Genomic DNA, 22,653 nt, shown 5'->3' with positions numbered 1-22,653 from the left:
TCAAGGTGAATTATGGATTTCCTTTCCACTCAAAATTTTGCCCTGGAGCTCGATGGACAGGATGTCCTTGCATCTTATCGAAATCAATTCGCCATCGATGACCCCGATCTCGTCTACCTCGATGGAAACTCGCTCGGAATGATGCCCAAAGCCGCACAAGAGCGAGCCAGACAAATTGTGGATGATGAATGGGGTAAAGACCTGATCCGTGGATGGAACAAAGGCTGGTGGGAAGCACCCTCCCGCGTGGGCGATAAAATTGGTCAGATCGTTGGCGCAGCGGCGGGACAGGTGTTGGTTAATGATACGGTTTCCATCAACTTGTTCAAACTCACGATGGCGGCGCTGGCATATTATCCAGAAAAGAAACATATCATCACAGACACGATGAATTTCCCTTCTGATCTATATATTTTGCAAGGCTGTGTACAAACGCTGGGAAATCGCCACGAGATCATTCGCATCGATTCAAAAGATGGCGGCATCACACCTGACCTCGCCGCGCTTAAGTCAGCCATCAACGAGGATACTGCGCTCGTCACGCTTTCACATGTGCTTTTCAAGAGCGGCTATCTATATGATATGAAACGCATCACTGAACTCGCTCATGCAAAAGGTGCGCTGGTTCTCTGGGATCTGAGCCATTCCGTCGGCTCGGTTCCCGCCTCGCTCGATGACTGCAATGCGGATTTTGCCATTGGCTGTACCTACAAATATCTCAACGGCGGCCCGGGCGCGCCGTCATTTTTATACGTCAACAAAACCATTCAAGAAAAAATCACTTCGCCCATTTGGGGTTGGTGGGGTCAAAACAAACCCTTTGAATTTGGCCTCGATTACGAACCCGCACCTGGCGCGCAACGCTTTCTCGTCGGCACACAACCGATGATCTCTCTCTTGACGATGGAAGCCGCGCTTGAACCACTCCTCAACGCAGGCATGGACTCCATCCGCGCTAAATCTATTTTGATGACGGACTACGCCTCCTTCCTGACCGAGAGCCTGCTTGTGCCATTTGGCTTTTCCCTCGGCTCCCCAGTTGACTCTGCCCAGCGCGGCTCGCACATCAGCATCCGCCACGCAGACGGCTACCGTATCAACCGCGCCCTGATCGAAGAGATGAACGTCATCCCTGACTTCCGCGAACCCGATAACATTCGCCTGGGTTTTGCGCCGTTATACATTTCTTTCACAGATATTTGGGAAGGTTTTGATAGGATTAAGTGTGTAATGGAAGAAAAGCGATACGAGAATTATCCGAAGCAGAAGCTGGCGGTAACGTAATCTATGTGCGCGACACAAATACGCACCCGCATCATCCAGCACCCTTTTGCTCATCTTATCCAAGGCGCGCGCCTGGATTCGTATCAGGAAAAAGACAGCCAGATAATTTTGGAAGTTCAGGGATTTCAAGCCGTTTCATCCAAATTATTTGAACGTGATGTAAAAATATTTGAACGAGTTCAGGGGAAGCATATCCCGCTAAAATTGACATTCTCCGGTGTCTCAGAACTGAAACGGGATGAGTTTTTTACAGCGCTTGAAAACTACAGCATAGACGATTCTTCTCGCACAGTCGCCTACATGCTTTCGTGGCGCCGCCGAAATAGACGGGATGTATTTTACATGTTCGGTTTGCGCGCACCCGCCGATGCTGACATGCAGTTTTATGCTAAGAATGTAAAGGCAGAGAACCTTGGTATTGGCGGTAAACCTTTTATCATTGAACGGAATTGGTCACCTGCGCCCCCCATGCCAGGCCGCCTTGTCCCTGAGCCGAAAGCCCTGCGTCAACGATTCGGCGGCGACCCAATCTCAATTAAACTAAACGATAAGTCCCATCATCGAAGGCTGTTCGTTGGCGGCGTGGATATTCAACCCTCCAAACGCCCGAATGTTGACGCTGTCCTCAACCTCAGTGAAGACTCAAGCCGCTGGGTGAAGAAGGGGAAGGCGATCCATCCCAAGGACCGCGCGATTTTATATGGAGAAGGCTCAAAGGGGATGACTGCATCTCAATTACGTGAAGAAGCTGGCTGGGTGATCGAAAGACTGGAACAGGGCCAACGTGTACTGATCCATTGCGGGGCAGGGATGAACCGCTCACCTTCAGTCTGTTGTGCTGTACTGATTTTGATGGAGGGCTTGAGTGCCGAGGATGCACTCGCCCGTATCCATGAACAGCACCCTTGGGCAAGACCCGACTCGTATCACTGGCTTGCTCTTCGCTGGCTGGCTAAAATGAATAGGAAATAAAAATGGAATCCAAACCCGATACCATAAAAATATCCGCATCTCATAAGGAAGAAATCTCCGCAACTCATGCCGATCTGCATGTGACCGTGAAAGGCTTGTCCATCTTCAGCGGGGGCGAGGCGATGAAAAAGGCCAAAGAGGTGACTCTGCTGATCGAAGCATTGAGCAGGCTTGGGGTTAAGGAAGAAGCGGTCACCTTACAGGGAGTCCACATTGAAGGGGCGAGCGGCGCGTTGCTCAAGTCGTCCAGTGCGGTCTATCGTTTAAAAATCCGCTGCGAAAAATTGGATCAACTGCAGAGATGTTGGATGTAATCTCAACTCAAAAGAATACGATACTCGAACGCATTCAGTGGAAATATGACGAAGACGAAGCGCGTCAACGAGGCTTGGATGCCGCGTTGGAAAAAGCAAAAAGCAAGGCCGAAAAAGTTTCGGCTTCGTTAAATGTGAAACTGCTCGGCGTGTATGACTTTATTGAAAATGTGTACGATGAAGAAGCTCCCGTTATGTTTCAGGCGCAAGCCATGATGCCGAAGTCACGTGCACCTGTACCAGCCTCCGAACCAAGTTTGGGAATGGATATTCAACATAATAAAACCATCCATGTAAGTGTGGATATTTGGTATCGGGTGTCAGCCTTTTAAAATCGGCCTAGCACTTTTGTTCTAATAATGATAAAATCTTTCCCCTCACAGGAGAGATTTTTTATGTCCCCTACCATTACAGTTCAACAACTTAGCAAGACCTATCAAGTGCCTGAGCGCGAAGGCGGGTTTGGCGCGGCAGTCCGTGGTTTTTTCAATCGCAAATATAAAGATGTAAAAGCAGTTCAGCAGGTGGACTTCAAGATCGAGCGCGGAGAGATCGTTGGCTTCCTTGGCCCCAATGGCGCAGGCAAGACGACCACGCTCAAGATGCTTTCTGGCTTGCTTCACCCGACGAATGGCAAAGCGGATGTGCTCGGCTTCACGCCCTGGGAACTCAAGCCAGAGTATCTGCGCTCGATGACCCTTGTCATGGGGCAGCGCAACCGCCTTTCATGGGACATCCCCGCGGCGGATTCGTTTCTCCTTAATCAGGCCATTTACCGAATCCCTGATGATGACTATAAAAAGACTTACAAAGAGTTGGATGAACTTCTCGAACTTGAACCATTGATGAAAAAGCCCGTCCGAAATCTTTCACTTGGTGAAAGAATGAAGTGTGAGATCGCGGCAGGCCTCTTGCATAGACCCAAAGTTCTATTTTTGGATGAGCCCACCATTGGCCTCGACATCACAGGCCAGGTGCGCATCCGCGAATTTCTGCGCGAGTACAACAAACTGACAGGTGCAACGGTTCTGCTCACCAGCCATTACATGGCGGATGTAACTGCGCTTTGTGAACGCATCATTATTATCCACCAGGGTCAGCTCAAATATGATGGCGGCATCAATGAGCTTTCCAAGAAGATCGCGCCTTTCAAGTTGATCGGCGTAATGATGGCAGAGTCGAACTCGCATGACCTGAGTAAATATGGTGAACCTGTTCAAAACGAAGAAGATTGGGAGAAGAAATATATTCAGGTCAAAGCGGAAGATGTGACAAGCGTCACCTCCAGGCTGCTGGCTGACCTTCCCATCCACGACATCACCATCACCGATCCTCCCATCGAGGATGTGATCGAGCAGGCGTTTAATCAGTAGGGGCGACCCTTCATTGTTTATCAAGGAGCACTGCCTGTTATGGGCGGGTCGCCCCTACGGTAGAAGGAGTTTTCATGTTTCTCATTATCAAAAGACTCTGGCAAGTCAACTGGGCTGAGCAATGGCAATATCGTGCCAATCTCATCATGTATCTGTTGTATTGGCTGGTCTCCCCCATCATTTATCTAGCCGTGTGGACAAGCATTGCCAATGTCAAAGGTGACGTGAATGGATTTACAGCCAACGACTTCACCACTTACTATATGGTGCTTTTGATCGCAGACCAGATTACAAGCAATATTATTATTCACATATTTGCATACAAAATTCAGGATGGCTCGCTTTCAAGCGAATTGATCAGACCCATCCACCCCATGTTGACGAATACGCTGGTCAACAATATCGCCTTCAAATTGCTTACCATCATGGGCTTGATCCCAGTTTGGATCATCCTATTCTTTCTTTACAGACCAGATTTCAGCGGTATTACATTCATGGGCATTCTGCTCGCCATCCCTGCCATGCTAATGGCGTTTTTTACGGGCTTCCTGCTTTCGGCGGCCATCACATCGCTCGCCTTCTGGACAACGCGCGTGTATTCCATCCATGAATTTTATTTCGCTTTGATCCTGCTGTTTTCAGGGCAGTTCGTCCCGCTTACCCTTATGCCGCAGGTCATTCAAGATATTGCCCAATATCTTCCGTTCCAACTATTAATTTATTGCCCCGTTCAATTGATCCTCGGCAATTTATCCGCTGACCAGATCATACATGGTTATGTCATGTCATTCATCTGGCTGGGCGTTGCGTTTCTCTTCTTCAATTGGGTATGGCGCAACGGCGTGAAGCGTTATTCGGCAGTAGGAGCCTGATCCATGCATACTTTTAAACTTCTTTCTGCTTTCTTCAAGGTCAATGTTCAAATGGCGCTCGCGTATCGCGCCGATACAGTTGTAAATATCCTGCTCAACCTGATGTGGCTCGGTTGGGAATTGCTCAGCCTGAACATCATCTTCAGCAATACCGAAACTCTTGGCGGGTGGGGGCTTGGTGAGTTGATCGCATTGCTGGGCGTCTTCCGCCTGGTCAACACCATGATGATCGCGCTCATTTGGCCCAACACCGAAAAATTCAACCAAAGCATTCGCGACGGCTCGATGGACTACACCATCCTGCAGCCAGTCAACAGCATGTTTCTGGTCACCTTCTCGCGCATCACTATATGGCGGATTTGGGATTTGATCCTCGCTATCGTTTTGATCGTGGTTGGCGTGAACATGTCTGGGGATACAACCACCGCGCTTCACATCCTGACCTTTATCCTGCTCGCCATCTCAGGCACGATCATCATCTATAGCCTTTGGATCGTCTTAATCGCCCTCACCTTTTGGTTCACCAAATTTGACAATAACGTAACCATCCTGCAGGCCCTGATGGATGCGGGTCGTTATCCAGCTACGGTGTATCCTGTCTGGTTGAGAGTGATTGTCACCTTTATCATTCCCATTGCAGTGGCAACCACAATTCCACTTCAGGCCTTGCGCGGCGAGCTGGTTATCGGGCAGATCCTGATGTATGTTGGAATCAGTATTGTCAGTTTCTGGGTCGCTTCAAAAGTATGGAAATCAGGTTTAAAAAGATACAGTGGGGCGAGTAGTTAAAAAAAAACCAGAGAAATTATTTCTCTGGTTTTTCGTTAAGTTGAAATCTTGTTTATTTGCGCGCAAGGACCACGACTGAAGCGCCATCAATGGAAGTAAGGATTAACTGTCCGCCATCGATCTGGTAGTTGACTGTCTGGTCAGTAAGAATGCCAAGCACAGAAGTCTCCTGAGCTGATGTCGCTTCACAAAACATCAGGGTCGAAACGATTGACCCGAAAGTAACCTGGTCACCATCTACTTTATAGTCACTGCCAAAGGAATTGCATCCCACATTCCTACCGAACTGACCGTCTGGGTCAAAGCTGATGGAAGTATCCACATTCGGCAATGCAGGCGTCGGGTTGGATGCATCGCTATAGGAAACAAGTTTCCACTCACCAGTCAGGGAGGCAGAGTCGTCTGTTGAGCAAGCGGCAAGCAAAAGTCCCGCGAGAACGAAGAGTGTAATTAAAAGGTAGAGTGTATTTTTCATTTTTATCTCCATATATTTGACGCTGGTCATCAAAATAAGTTCCCTAACTCATTACAGGCAAATAAGCGATTTAATGTAAAATTGAATTATCTCCTTCATAAGAAATAATCGCTTATCAAAAGTCAACCCAGGGTATTGGAGAATTCTATGGCCAGGATGTTTGTCTCTTATTCACGCAAGAATATTGACTTTGCCAAACGACTCACAGCGGAACTACAAAAAGGTGACCTGGATTTCTGGGTGGACTGGGAAGGCATCCCGCCCACTGTGGATTGGATGAAGGAAATCCAAAAAGGCATCGAGGAAGCGGATACCTTCCTATTTATCATCAGCCCGGATTCGATCATTTCAAAAGTCTGCAAGGAGGAGATCGAGCTTGCAGTGAAGAACGGCAAACGATTGATCCCAATCGTGGCACAGGAGATCAAATGGGACGATGTGCCATCCGAGTTATCTCATCTCAATTATATTTTCTTCCGCGAGAGCGATGACTTCGAGTCCGCGCTCAATAAACTTCTCACAGCCATTAATACAGATTATGGCTGGGCGCAAGCGCATCGCCGTTTGCAAGTAAAGGCCCTGGAGTGGGAACGCGGTAATAAAGATAGCGGTTTTCTCCTGCGCGGCAGGGATCTGGAGGAGGCTGAGCTACAGATTTCGACCAATGCCAATAAAGACCCCCGTCCAACCGATATTCAACATGAATACTTATTGAAGAGCAGGCAGGCCACCGACAGGCAAAGAAGGATTATCACAGCCAGCCTGGTTGCTGCATTCCTGGTGATGTTCACAATAACGGCTGTAGTAGTTACGCCGATCATTTTGGATAAGATCGCCCAATTTCGAGCCCGCGGGGAGATGGTGACAATTCCAGAGGGGCCATCCGTTTTTGGGACAGAGAATACTATTTACATAAACGATTATGGTCGTCCAAAACGGCAACTTATCCCATCCCTGCCTGCATTTCAAATCGGGAAATATGAGGTTAGTAATAAGCAGTATGGGCTCTGTGTTAAATTTGGTGAATGCACTGTGCCTGTTGTGCCAACTGATTTTCAGGATACGGATATTGAAAATCTCCCTGTCGTAAACGTGTCTCTCTTTCAGGCGAATACCTACTGCCAATGGCTTGGTCAGCGCCTGCCAAATCAATTTGAATGGGAACGCGCCGCCCGCGGGCCTGAACTATATGATTGGCCCTGGGGAAATGATGAAGCCCCAACCCCGGAGACTGCCAACATGCCTTGGGAAGAATACAAGCCTGAGACAATAGAACCCGTTGATAGCCACCCGGCTGGGGTTACCTCTGAGGGAATTTACAATATGGTCGGAAATGCCTCAGAGTGGACTTCCTCGTTTATTGTTGCCGGCCTAACTTCATATGACCCAACGCAGTTTTGGGATGGAAACCCCGATATTTTTAATGGCACCAATACCTACGCACAAATGGGCGGCGGCTGGTATCAAAATGTTGACGAAGTCGGTTTATATAATGCAGACTTGGGCCTGAATGCGCGCAAGGATCAGGGTTTTCGCTGTGCGGATGATATTGAATAAACACGTTTCCATTTTGCCTTAAGGAGGGATTTTGAAATCAGGCGCGGCGGCTACATTCCAAAAGTCGATGGAGGTGTGTCTTGGGCTCTCACCGCTGAGATATCTAACGTTCCCATTAACAACATCGGTCGGGACGGAACTTAGTTTCGCCTCAACAAAGACTTTATTGGTTTTATAGAAGACATCCAGGACAGTTGATACACCAAAATCTGCTTCATAGAAGGGAATCTCAAGCAGTTGCTTATAGTTTCTATTTTTAAACAAGTCCCTATAACTTGGCTTGATTTGCCCGATTTCGCGCTTATCCAGGCTGGAAAGCAAATGTACAAGATCATCATCTGAAAAGATTTCCAAAAACTTTTTAGCGCTGTTCTTGGCCTTGAGCGCAGGGTTATTCGCGCTGAGAAATTCATCAGACCAACTGTTTATCGATGATTGGATTTCTTTTTTTACTATGGCAAATAATTCGTCGCGAATACTCTGGACGTAAACCTGCTGGTCTTGCTTATCCGTTTTATTGTACTTGCGGCTGGCGGCCACTAACAAAGTAATGAATCTGAGGATCTGTTTGGCCGTAATTTCCTCGATCAGTTCAGCACGTGGCTCATCCTTCATCTGGCCTTCGGGGTCTTGCAATCTCAATATTTCTCTTGCCACGCGTAAACGAACCTCCGCAGGCGGGTGACGATTATCCTTCGCGGAATTTCTGAGGAGAATATCTGCGAAAAATTTTAGGAATGGTTCGCCGATGGCAAGAACGCTCCACGCATCTTCAAAAAGTTCCTCGTACCAGCCCACGCACCAGCCCTGTGCTTTAATCCGATCGTAGGCATGGAGTGTTTCCTTGCTCAATAGTTCAATTAATACTCTCTCGAATTGGTTTTCAAATCCGCCAAGATCAACCAGGTTCAACCTCTGGATACCAAATAACTCATACAGATAGTTCCATCCAAAGGGGTTATTGAGTGTTAAGGAATTCAGCAAGGCGTAAAATTTCTTATCGCTTCGATCCAGGGCCTTGGAGAAATCATATATATCGGTCAACTTCTCCTTGACGGCGTCAATGGTCGAATTCTTTTTCAATTGACGCACCTTATAGCCCGCCAGTTCGTGCCAAAAGATGCTCCATTCCCAGGGGGCGTGCAGGCTGTGGATGGGTACTGTGAGCACTGCAAAATTCTCAAGATACGTAAAAAAGTATAGGGCGAAGGAATTACCGGGGATGATCACGGTCCATTCCGCATCAACCCCAACGAAGTGAGCAGCCACTTCACCTACAGCTTTGATTGCCCGATAATGTTTTTCGTTTTTTATGAGTGCCTGGCTTGCAACCGCCATGTCGTCGAGACGCTTCCATTCATTTCTGAGTTTATCGAGGGCGTATTGCAGTAATACAGGGAAGTCCTTTGTCAACTCTTCATATTTCATACCCGCCCTGATACCTTCGCCAGCCAATAGTGAATTCATGGCACTCAGGGTCATCTTTGCAGGGGTGCGATCCCTAAGCCCTTCAATGGACTTGATGGCCTCATCAGCATGTTGTTTCGCCGCTTTTTGCCCAGCGATTTCCATTAGTAATGAATGTTCATATTGAGTATAGAATGTTTCCGCCATCGCCCGATAAGTTTTGAGTAAAAACTGGATGTCTTCCTGGGAAATTGGCTCTCGAACTTTGTCAATGTAGGCAAGCATCTGTTTAAAGGAAATATTAAGACTATTATGTGATCGCTTTAGTGATTCATCGGCTAACGAATCAAGCAATTCCTCTATTGTCGGCTTTTCGATTTGCTTATCGGTTGACATGTTATCCTCCTTAACCAAGTCTGATTTCTGGCGAAAAATCGGGGCTGGTAAACCCTGTCGATTCTAATTCCATTTTGCAGATTGCATAAGACCCTTTGTAATGATAAACCCCTCTCGCTAATTTAGTTGCTCGAGGACAACTGCTTGCGTTGATCAGTATCCGAAACCAACTCAAGTGCAAACAACAGACACCATAATAAAAGAATGGCGACCCGTTCGAGTCGCCATTCTTACTACTTTTTACTTTTCACATAGACCTTCACTGCCTCCCGCATGAACTCGGCCAGGCGCTGATCCATCTTGTCGAAATTAGCCCTGAATTTTGGGTCGTCGTTGTAGCCATTGGCGAGACCCATCAGTTGCTCCAGGTTTGGCGTCCAGAAATAATCCATATGCTTGCGCCAGCGTTCGACGATTGCTTGTGCCTCGGCGCTGTTCGCACCTTTTGGCATCACGGCCACCATGTCCATGTATATGGTTTTTCCTTCCGCCATGATCACTTCTTTCTTTGCGGCAGAATAGGATTTCCACTTGCGGTTGGATTCGCGGACGTTTTCAGGATCATAAATCTGTTCTGCTTCCAATGCGTATTTCTCCTGTTCCTCTTCGCTAAACCCTTCAAAATATGCTTTATCACTCATGATATTGTTTCCTTTCAAATGATTGATTGTGTTGTCCACTGTGTGGATCAGGCGATTAATGCGCGCGGCCTGTTTGCTCAGAGCTTCCTTGTGGCTTTGCAACGCACCCATCACATCGTAATCACGGCGTCCCATGATCTTCTTGATGTCGTCGAGTGGAATATCCAGTTCACGGTAGAACAAAATTTGCTGCAACCTTAGTACGGCTTCCTCGCCGTAGTAGCGATAGCCATTATCGCCCACGCGGGATGGCTTGAGGAGTCCAATGTCATCATAATGATGCAGGGTGCGGGGTGTGATACCCGCCAGTTTGGAGAGCTGTTTTACAGTGAACATGGCGCTACTATAAACCCTGACGTAACGTTAATGTCAAGGGCTTCATCGGATTTGGAACGGATGCAGGGATGAAAACGGATAGGTTTGTTAAATGGATTTCTGTGGTTAAATTCAAGTATGGATATTATTTATAAAGACGAACATATATTAATAGTCAACAAGTCCGCGGGGCTTTCTGTTCTGCCTGAGGGTTGGGATAAGGAAGCGACATATCTTGTCAAAATGCTTGAAGAACAATTTAGCAACCCTTCGACTGGCTCAGGGCGAGTCTGGGTGGTGCACCGTATTGACAAGGTCACCAGCGGCATCATCGTCTTTGCGTTGACAGCCGAGGCGCATCGCTCGTTGAACATCCAGTTTGAAAAACATCAAGTGGAGAAAACTTATCATGCCATTCTCAATGGCCTGCCAAAATGGGATGAGAAGGTTACGAAATTTCCCTTGCGTGTGAATGTCGGCCACAAGCACCGCACCATGGTGGATGACAAAAACGGAGTCCGCTCTGAGACGAGATTCAAAATCCTGAAACGCTATCAAGCGTCGGCTTTGGTAGAGGCGATGCCAATGACGGGGAGAACGCATCAGATCAGAGTCCATGCATATGCGTTGGGATATCCGCTTTTGGGCGATGTCCTTTATAGTGCGCCTGAAACGAAAATTATCGCGCGCCCTGCGCTTCATGCTTATTCACTAAAGTTCACGCATCCAGTTACAAATGAGGCGATGGCTTTTCGAGCGGAATACCCAGAGGATTTTCAATTGGCTGTGAAAATGTTGAAAGAGAAATAAGCTGATGTAAAATTATGGTATATTTTGGATAGGAGTAATGCCATGAATGAGCGAATCCTTATTATCGAAGATGATCAGGCTATTCTGAAACTTTTGCAGCGCGGTTTGGCTTATGAAGGCTACACAGTGGATACTGCCATTGATGGTCGCATGGGTTTGATCGCAGCGCGTGACCACACACCCGACCTTGTAATTTTAGATTGGATGCTGCCCGGCATGGATGGCCTGGAAGTCTGCCATCGTTTGCGAACGGGCGGTTCGATTCCGATCCTGATGCTGACCGCCAAGGATACGGTGCAGGACCGCATCCAGGGCTTGGATGCGGGCGCAGATGATTACATGGTGAAACCGTTCAATCTGGATGAACTGCTGGCGCGCGTTCGCGCTTTGCTTCGCCGTACGCAGCCTGAACGCATCCCCGTTTTGAAATTTGCAGATCTTTCGCTGGATACCGGTTCGCGCCAGGCCTCGCGCGGCACTCGCGTTGTGGCGCTGACAGCCAAGGAATATGAATTGCTCGAGTTGTTCCTGCGCCATCCAAAGCAGGTGTTGACTCGCGAAGTAATTTTTGACCGCGTATGGGGTTATGACTTTGGCGGTGAAAGCAACGTGTTGGAAGTCTATATCCGCTATCTGCGGCAGAAGTTAGAAGGCGAGGGTGAACCGCGCCTCATCCATACTGTGCGCGGGGTGGGGTATGTGCTGAGGGAAAATCCGTAACCAAACAAGCGGCAGATGTTCTGCCGCTTTTCTTATTCTCAGGAAATCTTAAACTCATCGCACTACACTGGTTTTCATGTCACTTCGTCTGCGCCTTACTTTGCTTTACTCAACCTTCATGGGTGGAATTTTGCTTATCTTTGGTGCGGCGGTTTATATTCTCGTTAACGTAATTTTGCTCAATCAAGTGGATACCATGCTGGAAGGCGTGGCGCATGATATAACGCAGGTCACCAAAGTCAATTCGGTGGGGGAACTGAGCCTCATCAGCCTGCCTCCGTTGGATATGACATCGAATGCTTATGTGCAGGTTTGGGGGCCAGATGGAAGAATCGTTGCGACCTCTCCCAGCATTGGGACATTAACCCAGGCCCTCGATCCCATCGGACTGAAAGCTGGTCTGACCATGTATGAAGATTCCTACCTGGAGGGTGCCCACCTGCGGGTGTTGAGCGTTCCGCTTCAATTGGGTGAACGGGTGATCGGAACTTTGCAAGTGGGCGCAAGCCTGACCGTTGTGGATGTGACGCGCACCAATCTGCTTTCGACCATGGTTGTTATTTCAGTGCTGGCGGTTTTGCTGGCGGGCCTGGGCTCATGGGCCGTATTGGGGCGTGCATTATCGCCATTGGAAGCCATCACTGAGACGGTAGATCAGATCAACCGTGCAGACGACCTTTCACGCCGTATCCCTTATCAGGATGCAACTGAAGATGAGATCGGTGACCTGGTAGTTTCGTTCAATCAAACACTTGAACGCTTGGAGTCTTTGTTTACTTCACAACAGCGCTTCCTTGCAGACGTCAGCCATGAACTACGCACACCGTTAACAGTCATCAAAGGCAATGTGGATTTGATGCGCCGCATGAGGGAAGCAGACGAAGAGTCGTTGAGCAGTATCGATCAGGAAGCTGGCAGGCTTACTCGTTTGGTGGGTGGATTGCTGATGCTGGCCCAGGCGGAATCGGGCAAGCTTACTTTGAATTTCGCGCCCGTGGAATTGGATCTTTTATTTACCGAGGTCTTTACCGAAATGCGCGTCCTGGCGGGAAGCAAAGTGCGCATCCATCTTAATGATATCGATCAGGTGATGGTTAGAGGGGACCGTGACAGGTTGAAACAGGTCTTCCTGAATCTGGTTGCGAATGCCATTCAATATACGCCGCCGGGCGGGGATATTTTCCTCAGCATTTCCAAGTTGGGTGATCAGGCGCGCATCATTGTCCGTGATACAGGGCCGGGCATTCCCGCCGAGGATCTGCCTCATATCTTCGACCGTTTCTATCGCGCGGAGAAATCGCGCACGCGTTCAAAGACCAGCGGATTTGGGCTGGGCTTGTCCATTGCGCATTGGATCGTAGAGCATCACGGCGGACAGATCAAGGTTGAGTCTAAAGAGGGGAAAGGGACAACGTTCGTGATCTGGATGAATATTTTGAAGTAGGTAAATTGACTGTGTCATGCTCCCGAAGGGCATCGGGACGATGTGAGGGCGCTCTTCGCCTGACACTTGCGCCGCGCGCTAGTGCGGTGAGCATCTCCACCTCGATGAGAGAGACCTTTCGCTACGCTCAAGGTGACACGTCCCTACGGCAATCCCAATCTTTGATGTGCCTGCCTGCATAAACTAACCCCATATCTTGAATACCATTCATCCAATGCAGCGCTTGATTCAAGTCCGCTAATTGCGTCTTGATAGATTGGCGCACCATATTGAACATATCGTTTCGTTTGAGCAGACCATGTCGCTTCGCCGCGCTGAATGACGCCAATGCCGCCATTGTAACCAGCCAGGGCGAGACGTGCATCACCGTTTGCGGTGTTGAGCGAGCGGACTAGGTAAGCCAGTCCACGGGCGGCGTTGGTGTTCGGGTTGTAGGGGTTGTCCGTTGCAATGAAGTGGAAGGGCATCACTTGAAAGAGTCCCATGGCGCCAGAGCCAGATACCGCACGCGGATCTCCACAGGATTCGATCTGCATAATGGTGGCAACCAGGTTTGAGTTAAGATTCGAAGCGGCAGCCCACTCAGAGATTGAGTCGGCCCAGTATTGAACTTCAATTCTAAAGATGACGGAAATGCTTGTTGATTTGGAATCGGGCGGGATATCCACTGGAAATTCAAACGTAATGGATGAATCTACAAGAGGCTGGTTTATGAGCAAGGGAGTTGTTTTCCATGCAAAGGAGGCGAGAATTGCGGTGATGAATATGACGGTGAACGGCACTATTGTAAAGATAGAAAAACAGCCGCTCCCTGCATCATATTGGGGAGCGGCTCGCGTGACGTGCCGATACGTTTTTGTGGAGCGAGCGCGGGGCATGCTAATTATCTCTTTTCTGGGTCATCTAAAGGACCCGGGCTCGAAATGAGTTTATTAAGTTTTTTGAAACCGAACTAATGAACTGCTTACTTACGCGTCGTAGTGACGATCTCCGTTATCTGAACTGCGTGCTCCGTAGGAAACAGGGTGATAAGTTGGTTCAGGTGGAATGAATGATGATTGTTGCGAGGTGGTGGTAGGTTTGGGCGCAGGCCGGAAGGATGATGTAGTAGAGTTGACCGGGCGATTGATCTGTGAAGCCGGGCGCAGTACAGGCTGGTTGACAGGTTGATTCACCGGGCGTTGAGCCTGAGTCTGATAGGATGGGCGTGATTGCGGCTGCGGGTTATTGTAAGTACGCGGAGCCTGATACTGACCCTGGTTGGATTGCGCAGTTGTGAAAATGCGGTCACCGGCGAGTGAGAACGTGCCGATGATGAGCAAGCGCACCAGCCAGACCATGACAGCCACAAAGATCGGCACGACTTTGGTAAGAGTTTCTACGCTCAAAGAACCAGTGGCATGTAAATTACCGTTATTTGTGATTGCAGCCGAAACACCCCACCAGGTGAGCGTGGCATTGAAGCCTGCGGCCAATAGCCAGGCGCCAAAGAGATAATATACTTCGGCGGGTTCATCACGCCCCTGTTCCGGGGTGAAGATGCGGGCGATGCCGGCAAAGTCGATGCCACAGAAGGCGATGGCGAGGATGGTTGCCCAACGGAAGCCTGCGAATTTCAAGTCGCCGAGCATATCATGCAGGGCATATTGTGTGGTGCTGAAGTTGAAGACTTCAAACGCCAGCAGGGCGGTGACGATCATGACGCCCCATGCCGCGCCACGGTTGAATTTTCTGTTATGGACGAGGCTGTTCCAAAGGTTTCTTAAACCGTCCCCAAGTGGATTACGACGATATGTACTCATTTCGACCTCCTTGTCGAATAGGTTGAAGAACGGATGTTCTAGTTGATAGGCGAAATTCTAGTACGAATGTTCTATACGGTCAAGGAGGAAATATTGGGTTTTCGTGACATTTGACTCTTTCCCGTTTTCCTCGTTACACTTACAAAACTTATGAACTCGACCCCTACCCAGCCTCCCCCAAATGCGACTGAAGTTCGTCGCATTTGGGGGAGGTGCCCCGCCGAAGGCAGGGGCGGAGGGGGCGAAATTGGAGCCCTTATGTTTTTCTCGAACACGCCATGCCCTGAAAGCTTGAAGGCAATTGCAGATGTGAGCCTCACGCCCTTCTGGTTGGATGACCCGAATCGGCCTGAGAAAACTCTGCCCCTCACTGCAAAAATCAAAGCCGACCTGGTGGTGATCGGTGCAGGTTTTACTGGCTTGTGGACCGCCTTGCAAGCCAAACAAGCCGACCCAAACCATGATGTCATATTGCTGGAAGCAAGGGATGTGGCAAGCGGCGCAAGCGGACGTAATGGCGGGTTTGTGGCGGCCTCACTGACGCATTCATTTCAAAACGGCAGGAACCGCTGGCCTCGCGAACTTTCCAAATTGATTCAATTGGGTCATGAAAATCTCGATGGGATTGAATCTACGATCAGGCAATACAATATTGATTGTGATTTTATTCGCTCAGGCGAACTTAGTGTTGCCAATGAACCCTATCAAATCGGGGGCCTTCGTGAGGAGGCGGAAGGGTCCGCGCTGTATGGGGAGCATATTCAATTTCTCGATCAAGAACAAGTTCGAGCGCGAGTCAATTCGCCGACGTATCTGGCTGCGATCTACGATCCTTCTGTGGCTCTGGTCAACCCCGCGCAATTGGCGTGGGGATTGAGGAGAGCCTGCCTCCAGCTTGGAGTCCGCTTGTTTGAGGGCACGCAGGTGACAGCATTGGAAGAGAGGCGCGACGCGAAGCGTGTCCTCGTCAAAACTCATTTTGGAGAAGTCGAGTCAAAAAAGGTTGCGCTTGCCACGAATGCCTTTCCTCCGTTGCTCAAGCGTCTTTCATTTTATATTGTGCCTGTTTACGATTACGTGCTGATGAGCGAGCCACTTTCCAAAGATCAGCGTGATGCGATTGGCTGGCAGGGGCGCGAGGGAGTGGGTGATAGCGGCAATCAATTCCACTACTACCGCACCACTGCGGATGGACGGGTTCTATGGGGTGGATACGATGCGATTTATTATCGGAATAACGAGGTATCGCCGCATCTGGAAAATAGCCCCGCTTCTTTCGCCCGTTTAGCTGAGCACTTCTTCCAAACTTTTCCCCAGTTGACAGGACTCCGCTTCACCCATGCCTGGGGCGGCGTAATCGATACTTGCTCGCGATACACAGCGTTTTGGGGCAAGGCTTATCATGGCAATGTTGCGTATGCGTTGGGTTACACAGGCTTGGGCGTAGGTGCTTCACGCTTCGGCGCGCAAGTGATGTTGGATTTGCTCGATAATATAAAGACCGAACGCGCTGAACTGCAAATGGTGAAATCAAAGCCATTTCCATTTCCGCCCGAGCCGTTTCGGTCTCCAATTGTTAACTTCACGCGCTGGTCTTTGAATCAGGCAGATCAAAATGCAGGGAAGAGAAATTTATGGTTGAAGGCGTTGGATGTTTTGGGACTGGGGTTTGATTCGTAAAACCTAGATCTCCTAGTCCTCGCAAAACTCGAAGGTCTGGGTGGTGTGTCACGCCTTCTCACGCCATCCCACCTTCCTTTGATACGAATTTCTAATACTTATCGGTTGTATAATCATGTTAATTACTTTATAATATTCAGACCTAACAATATTGAAAGGTGTGGTGGGCACTATGGCTAAGAAACCCTCAATCGTGATGACACCAATTTCACTTGACGAGGTTGACCGAACAACACTTTTGCGAGCCGTCTATGACAAGGTCGAAGTTGAGCCCCCGGTGGGGGAAAGATATCCTATTCTTTTAAGAAATATCATCTCAACTACGATCAAAGAATTAGGGATATATTTAACCGAGCCGGACGAAAAAACCCTGATCGATGATCTGTTTTCTTATATTGCAAGTTATGGCCCAATTGAGCAATTCTTTAATGAACCTCAGATCAATGAGATCATGGTGAATGCGCCGGATCAGATTTATATTGAAAAAAACGGGGAGATCATTCTGACTGATGCCAGGTTCGACAACAACGACCATATTCGATTTGCGATCAACCATATCATCAACCCACTCGGGCGATACGTAAACCTGAAACACCCTACTATTGATTCCCGCCTGCCTGACGGCTCTCGCGTAAACGCAGTCATCCCGCCCGCCTCGCCCATTTCACCCTGCATCACGATCCGCCGTTTCTTAAAAGATAAATTGACATTGGATCAGTTAATTGAGCTGTCATCACTAACTCCTAATATGGCCGAATTCCTGTCCATTTGTGTGAAGGCCAGGTTGAATATTGTTGTGGCGGGGAATACCGGCTCTGGCAAGACAACCCTCTTGAATATACTTGCCGCTTCTATTCCAGACCGTGAGCGGATCGTGACCATCGAAGACTCTGCCGAACTGAAATTGCTTCAATACCATAAGCTCTCTCTTGAGGCACAGCCCCCGGATTATCGCGGGGAGGGAGAGGTGACAGTGCGCGACCTTGTTCGAAATTCCCTGCGTATGCGCCCTGACCGCATTATTGTCGGTGAAGTCCGCGGCGGGGAGGCGCTGGATATGCTTCAGGCTATGAATACAGGTCACGATGGTTCAATGACAACGGTACATTCCAATTCCGCACGAGATTCGATCTCACGTCTTGAGACCATGGTGTTGATGGCTGGTATCGATCTGCCTCTCACTGCCATTCGTAAGCAAATTTCATCCGCCCTTAATTTGATCGTTTATTTGAATCGTTTCCCTGATGGCTCACGCAAAGTAACCCAGGTAGCCGAGGTAATGGGCATGGAAGGGGATGTGATCACAATGACCGACATATTCCAATTTCAACCCACCGGGTTCAATGAAAACAAAAAAATAACGGGCACTTTCCGTGCTACAGGTTTGCGTCCCTCGTTCTCTCACGATCTGGAAGCTGCCGGCCTTGCTTTGAATCCCAGGATCTTTCAAAACTAATTCAGAGTAGTTTTCTGTTTTCCAAGTAAGGTAATTCGTCGAAAATAATTTTATAACTTTTCCCTGCTCTTTCGGGGACTTAGCCCCCGAAAAGCCAAAGATACGTCTAAAAACTTTCGGCCGACTACCAAGTTGACATATGATGACGATGTAGAACAATGACTACAGATTTCGGAAGATTCCAAAAGCAGGCCGCTGATTTATCCAAGCCAGATGAGTTGGATCAATTAGCTGCGCATCGATTAAATATATTGATCGCTGATGATGACATGCAGAATCAAAGAATGATGGAGTTGATTTTGAGACGTACCGGCCATGTTGTAAAGTTTGCGTCAAACGGGGTCGAGGCTGTACAGATGGCAACTTCAGGCGAATTCGATCTGGTTCTTATGGACATCCAGATGCCGCTCCTGGATGGGTTGGATGCAACCCGGCAGATCCGTAAATGGGAAGACGGAGAGAAGCGCCTTGCGATCATCGGCCTGACTGCGGTTTTGGAAACAGAACATAAGCGCTGCATCCAGGCTGGTATGGACAGCGTCATCTCGAAGCCATTTGAAATCGAAGAATTTTATGAAGTGCTCACTGCATTTACGAATCAGAAAACAGTTGACACAAAAAAATCTACCAGCACCAATGATGATCAACCTGCAAAGGTACTTATTCTTGATGTGCAAGGCTCGGTAAAACGATTCGCTGGTGACCATGAAAATTACACAATGCTGCTGGATGAATTTATATTGTCGCTGCCCGGTAAATTCGAAGAATTAAAAGCCGAATATGAAACTGGTGATTGGCACAATCTTTCCAACCATGCCCATAACTTGAAAGGACTATCCGCAAATTTTGGCGCCATGGAACTTTCAAGGAAAGCCCTCGAACTTGACGAATTTGTTGATGAAAGCCAATATGATCAAGCCAAACAAAAACTCGACGAGATCGATATTAGCATTCAAAACCTGCGAACGGAAGCATTGGCTTTCTTAAGAAAGCATTCCAACGATAAAGACAAATTTATTTAGTGTAAATCAGTGTGAAAAGGAAGCGTCCATGCGTGTATTACTGATCGATGATGAACAGATGTATTTCAAAATGATGGTGAAGGAGATGGAGAAGGCCGGCTACCAGTTGGATTATGCCCGCACTGGTAACGAGGGGCTGGCAGCCGTCCCGGCCAAGAACCCGGATGTGATCATTGTTGATCTGAAGTTACCCGACATCAATGGTTTTGAAATCATTCAACGATTACGCGCCACTGCGGATTACAGCCTTATCCCCATTATCGTAATTACAGGCAAAAATGAGCTGGGCGATAAAGTAAAAGCCTTTGCTTTGGGGGCCGATGACTATCTGGTAAAGCCATTTGACTTGGAAGAGTTGATCGCCCGCCTGGGGAACCTGGCACGGCGCGGAAGCGCGATGAAATTCGTGCGCCAGATGGAAGCTGATAAAGACAAGAAGTCTACAATTGTTTCAGTGCATAGCTTAAGGGGAGGGGTAGGCTGCTCCACGTTGACCGTAAACCTTGCCCTGGCTTTATATCAACTTTGGGCCAAGCGGACGCTGATCATCGACCCGGTCATTACCGCGGGGCAGGTGGCTATGATGTTAAACGCCTCACCGCGTGTAACCCTCGAAAACTATGTAGATCTTCCTCTAGAGTCCATCGATGACTCTGTATCCGATGACCTTTCCATTCTTCATAAAAGCGGACTTTACTACACAGCCGCATCCAAACTGCCGGTGGCGGCTGATGCGTTTTCGAATGAGTTTTGGAGCAAACTGTTGGAGAAGTTCATCCAACAAAACGAATTTGTTGTGATCGATGCCCCCCATGATTTTTCAGATAATGCAATCCAATTGCTTAACGCTTCAACCCATATCCTGCTTGTAATGGCCCCGGAACTTTCATCTTTGAGGGCAGCCGCAAATGCATTGAATATTTACGACAGGCTTGGCTTTTCCGACACAAAGATCAAGGTGGTATTGAACTCGACCACCAACCATAGCGGCATAAAACAAACACAATTTGAAAAGGCGCTGGGTTTTCCCGTTGCTTACACACTGCCTTATGATCCTGAAGAGGTGATAAGGGCAATAAATTTTGGCGAGCCGTTCATCTTGAGCAACCCTGAATTACCCATTTCTGCCAGGATCGAAGACATGGCCTATGCATTGAGTGATGAGACCTATAAGAATCTGCCCCCAGCTCTCCCGTCTCCAACCTGGAAGCGGGTGGTCAATCGACTCCCGGCCAAGAAATAAAATCAGGACATTATTCACGCCGCACTTTTCAGGTTTAAGGCAATGCATTTCATTGGTTTCGAGAACCAACCTTGAAATACCTTTCAATTCGACCTCTTGTTGTTTTTTTTCTCATTCTTGCGGTGAGTTTGTCAGGTATTCTCATGATCGGAATCTCCCGGGCTGATGCACGCGTTCCTGCGGATGAACCATATGTTGGTAGTGGGTTTTCTTTGGGCGTTCCTGCCACCGTATATGTGATCGGTAGCCCGTCAGTTTTACAGCAAACTCCAATTTCATTCCCTACCCTTACCCCAACTTCTACACTGGTTGTTGAGTCAATCGGCACTCTTACACCTTTCGGAATTTCCGGGATTGGTGCGGACCAGGAATTACAAGCGTTCATTCATGCACCGTCTGGCCTGCTGCCTCAGCCCTACGTCATTTTGACGGCATTTGAGCCTGTTCCGGGAATTAGCGTGGAGATCAGGGGATATGAAAACCTGCGGGAATTTGTGTGCACAGATTCTCCGTGCGCACTTCCTTTATCTGGCAGCTCAACCATCAGGTTTAGTTCATATAGCATCACCGGTCAAAAAAGCCCTGAGGTCATTGCTCATGTGCGGGTGGAAAGCAGAGATGGCGGTTATCTGGTAATTATTGATTCGGTGAGCCAGTTTTTCTTATACCGAGATTCATGTTCGGATATTTGGGGAATTAAAGATGAAGCTGGGGAATCATGGTCCAGGTTCCCGGAATCTCCATTTCATCTTAATACAGACAAGATACAGCATTTGCTGGTGACACACCTCATCGTAAATCATATTGTTGATGCACAAAGTTGCCCGGCAGGCGGGTTAGGGCCCGGGCGGGATTACCCAACAGGCTGCGGAATTGAACGTGCGAATGAAAAAATGATCGAATGGCAGAATCAATATGACTTTAAGATATGGTCGTCTGGCCTGGATGTGGGGATACCACCCCGTATATTAAAAATTTTGATCGAATACGAATCCCAATATTGGCCGTCGAACGAACGTTTTTTTATCGATGAGATCGGGCTCGGGCAGGTTAACCAATTGGGCATTGACGCTCTTCTAAGACACAACCCGGAGTATTACAACAAGGTATGCCCCAGTGTGTATTCAGATTGTTCGCGGCCATATACCAGCCTGGAACCAAGCCAGCAAGCGGTTGTGCGCGGTGCGATCCTAAATTCCATCGATGCCAATTGCCCAAGCTGCACATATGGTATCGATCTTGCCAAGGCAAATCAAAGCATTCCATTAATTGCGCAACTCTTGCGCGCGAATTGTCAAATGGTCGATTCTTTGAATTTACCGGGCAAACCCGGCATTGAATACGACGATCTGTGGAAATTCACCCTGGCAACTTATCATAGTGGTTTTAGTTGTGTTCGCGATGCTGTAATTGCCGCGAGAAATGATGACGAGCTATTGGATTTGGATTGGGAGAATGTATCGTCATATATAGGCTGTAAAGGTACCAAGAGATACGTAGACGGTTTCTGGGGTTCGCTCATCTCATTTGACGCCTATCTACTGGATTCAGATGCTGTAAACCTCTTGCAGGTTGCCCCAACATTCCTTCCCACGCAGACCCCGATTCCGCTTCCTACCGCAATCCCTTCAAAAGCGCAGGTATGGGTGCGGGTGTATTTGGATGCAAATGAAAATGGTTTGCCTGAAGAAATTGAATTTTTGGATGGGCTCGATGTTCAACTTTTATTGCGCAATGGAGTCATGCTCTCCGGCATAACTCGTGATGGCGAAGTGATCTTCGATATGACCGGATATCCGCCACGCATGGATGCGATTGTAAGCCTGCCGGGTTTGTATCGTGAACAATTAATCAACCTGCCTGAAGAAGGGGTGGTTCAGGTTGATTTTGTATTCACGTCTCCTGATATTCCGAATGAGCTTCCTTAGAAACTGATTGGCAAGGAGTTAATATGAGCGATGATCAAAAGTCATTAAATTCACCAGATGAATCTGAGAAAAAGGATTTACCTTTGGATGCCGGGCAGGGTCTCGATAAAAGCAAACGTAAAAGCGGAAAGCCTCGCAAAGCCAAACGCCCCT

Annotated in this window: 21 protein-coding genes; 16 read left to right on the top strand and 5 right to left on the bottom strand. The window is 48.3% G+C overall.

The window, feature by feature from the left end:
• The first annotated feature begins 12 nt into the window (after positions 1-12).
• The 7 genes from kynU (at position 13) to AC14M5_RS15970 (ending at position 5,604) form a co-directional block, all read left to right on the top strand.
• A complete protein-coding gene (gene kynU, locus AC14M5_RS16000; protein ID WP_484030690.1) occupies positions 13-1,284 on the top strand; it encodes a kynureninase in 1,272 nt (423 codons plus the stop codon).
• Positions 1,285-1,287: 3 nt separating this feature from the next.
• Positions 1,288-2,256 carry a protein-tyrosine phosphatase family protein gene (locus AC14M5_RS15995; protein WP_484030689.1) on the top strand — a complete coding sequence of 323 codons (969 nt, stop codon included), beginning with the start codon at positions 1,288-1,290 and terminating at the stop codon, positions 2,254-2,256.
• 2 nt (positions 2,257-2,258) lie between these two features.
• Complete coding sequence (locus tag AC14M5_RS15990) at positions 2,259-2,570, top strand: hypothetical protein (protein WP_484030688.1); 312 nt, start codon at positions 2,259-2,261, stop codon at positions 2,568-2,570.
• Positions 2,558-2,902: an SIMPL domain-containing protein gene (locus AC14M5_RS15985; protein ID WP_484030687.1), complete on the top strand. Its 345-nt coding sequence runs from the start codon at positions 2,558-2,560 to the stop codon at positions 2,900-2,902. Before AC14M5_RS15990 ends, AC14M5_RS15985 begins: the two co-directional genes overlap by 13 nt.
• A gap of 63 nt (positions 2,903-2,965) precedes the next feature.
• The gene (locus AC14M5_RS15980; RefSeq protein WP_484030686.1) at positions 2,966-3,943 is read left to right on the top strand and encodes an ABC transporter ATP-binding protein; all 978 of its coding nucleotides are present in this window, start codon (positions 2,966-2,968) and stop codon (positions 3,941-3,943) included.
• 74 nt (positions 3,944-4,017) lie between these two features.
• On the top strand, positions 4,018-4,815 hold the full coding sequence (locus AC14M5_RS15975; RefSeq protein WP_484030685.1) for an ABC transporter permease: 798 nt from the start codon (positions 4,018-4,020) through the stop codon (positions 4,813-4,815).
• Between the two features lie 3 nt (positions 4,816-4,818).
• A complete protein-coding gene (locus tag AC14M5_RS15970) occupies positions 4,819-5,604 on the top strand; it encodes an ABC transporter permease (RefSeq protein ID WP_484030684.1) in 786 nt (261 codons plus the stop codon).
• Between the two features lie 52 nt (positions 5,605-5,656).
• Here AC14M5_RS15970 and AC14M5_RS15965 read toward each other — a convergent pair whose 3' ends face one another.
• Positions 5,657-6,079: an META domain-containing protein gene (locus tag AC14M5_RS15965; RefSeq protein WP_484030683.1), complete on the bottom strand. Its 423-nt coding sequence runs from the start codon at positions 6,077-6,079 to the stop codon at positions 5,657-5,659.
• Positions 6,080-6,226: 147 nt separating this feature from the next.
• Here AC14M5_RS15965 and AC14M5_RS15960 point away from each other — a divergent pair, with 147 nt between their 5' ends.
• Entirely contained in the window at positions 6,227-7,636 is a 1,410-nt protein-coding gene (locus AC14M5_RS15960; protein ID WP_484030682.1) for an SUMF1/EgtB/PvdO family nonheme iron enzyme, read from the top strand.
• An 18-nt stretch (positions 7,637-7,654) separates the two neighbouring features.
• Here AC14M5_RS15960 and AC14M5_RS15955 read toward each other — a convergent pair whose 3' ends face one another.
• Together AC14M5_RS15955 and AC14M5_RS15950 are read right to left on the bottom strand one after the other, a co-directional pair.
• Entirely contained in the window at positions 7,655-9,439 is a 1,785-nt protein-coding gene (locus tag AC14M5_RS15955; RefSeq protein ID WP_484030681.1) for a hypothetical protein, read from the bottom strand.
• A gap of 233 nt (positions 9,440-9,672) precedes the next feature.
• A complete protein-coding gene (locus tag AC14M5_RS15950; protein ID WP_484030680.1) occupies positions 9,673-10,416 on the bottom strand; it encodes a MerR family transcriptional regulator in 744 nt (247 codons plus the stop codon).
• A 117-nt stretch (positions 10,417-10,533) separates the two neighbouring features.
• Here AC14M5_RS15950 and AC14M5_RS15945 point away from each other — a divergent pair, with 117 nt between their 5' ends.
• The 3 genes from AC14M5_RS15945 to AC14M5_RS15935 all read left to right on the top strand — a co-directional run bounded on the left by AC14M5_RS15945 (position 10,534) and on the right by AC14M5_RS15935 (position 13,369).
• On the top strand, positions 10,534-11,205 hold the full coding sequence (locus AC14M5_RS15945; RefSeq protein ID WP_484030679.1) for an RluA family pseudouridine synthase: 672 nt from the start codon (positions 10,534-10,536) through the stop codon (positions 11,203-11,205).
• 42 nt (positions 11,206-11,247) lie between these two features.
• Positions 11,248-11,925 carry a response regulator transcription factor gene (locus AC14M5_RS15940; protein WP_484030678.1) on the top strand — a complete coding sequence of 226 codons (678 nt, stop codon included), beginning with the start codon at positions 11,248-11,250 and terminating at the stop codon, positions 11,923-11,925.
• A gap of 76 nt (positions 11,926-12,001) precedes the next feature.
• A complete protein-coding gene (locus tag AC14M5_RS15935; RefSeq protein ID WP_484030677.1) occupies positions 12,002-13,369 on the top strand; it encodes a sensor histidine kinase in 1,368 nt (455 codons plus the stop codon).
• 143 nt (positions 13,370-13,512) lie between these two features.
• On the opposite strand, the gene AC14M5_RS15930 is transcribed toward AC14M5_RS15935, so the two are convergent.
• Complete coding sequence (locus tag AC14M5_RS15930) at positions 13,513-14,247, bottom strand: lytic transglycosylase domain-containing protein (protein WP_484030676.1); 735 nt, start codon at positions 14,245-14,247, stop codon at positions 13,513-13,515.
• A 90-nt stretch (positions 14,248-14,337) separates the two neighbouring features.
• Positions 14,338-15,171, bottom strand: a complete 834-nt coding sequence (locus AC14M5_RS15925; RefSeq protein WP_484030675.1) for a hypothetical protein — start codon at positions 15,169-15,171, stop codon at positions 14,338-14,340.
• A gap of 258 nt (positions 15,172-15,429) precedes the next feature.
• Between AC14M5_RS15925 and AC14M5_RS15920 the strand changes: the two genes are divergently transcribed.
• The 5 genes from AC14M5_RS15920 to AC14M5_RS15900 all read left to right on the top strand — a co-directional run bounded on the left by AC14M5_RS15920 (position 15,430) and on the right by AC14M5_RS15900 (position 22,500).
• Entirely contained in the window at positions 15,430-16,851 is a 1,422-nt protein-coding gene (locus tag AC14M5_RS15920; RefSeq protein WP_484030674.1) for an NAD(P)/FAD-dependent oxidoreductase, read from the top strand.
• Positions 16,852-17,023: 172 nt separating this feature from the next.
• Entirely contained in the window at positions 17,024-18,307 is a 1,284-nt protein-coding gene (locus AC14M5_RS15915; protein ID WP_484030673.1) for a TadA family conjugal transfer-associated ATPase, read from the top strand.
• 158 nt (positions 18,308-18,465) lie between these two features.
• Positions 18,466-19,329, top strand: a complete 864-nt coding sequence (locus tag AC14M5_RS15910) for a response regulator (RefSeq protein ID WP_484030672.1) — start codon at positions 18,466-18,468, stop codon at positions 19,327-19,329.
• Positions 19,330-19,357: 28 nt separating this feature from the next.
• Complete coding sequence (locus AC14M5_RS15905) at positions 19,358-20,572, top strand: CpaE/TadZ family protein (RefSeq protein ID WP_484030671.1); 1,215 nt, start codon at positions 19,358-19,360, stop codon at positions 20,570-20,572.
• A gap of 143 nt (positions 20,573-20,715) precedes the next feature.
• Positions 20,716-22,500 (top strand): hypothetical protein, encoded by a 1,785-nt coding sequence (locus AC14M5_RS15900; RefSeq protein WP_484030670.1) that lies wholly within the window; start codon positions 20,716-20,718, stop codon positions 22,498-22,500.
• Positions 22,501-22,653 lie beyond the last annotated feature (153 nt).

The sequence above is a fragment of the Candidatus Villigracilis sp. genome (genome assembly GCF_057083605.1).
The sequence above is the reverse complement of the archived record's forward strand: the minus strand, read 5'-3'. Positions and strand labels throughout refer to the sequence as shown.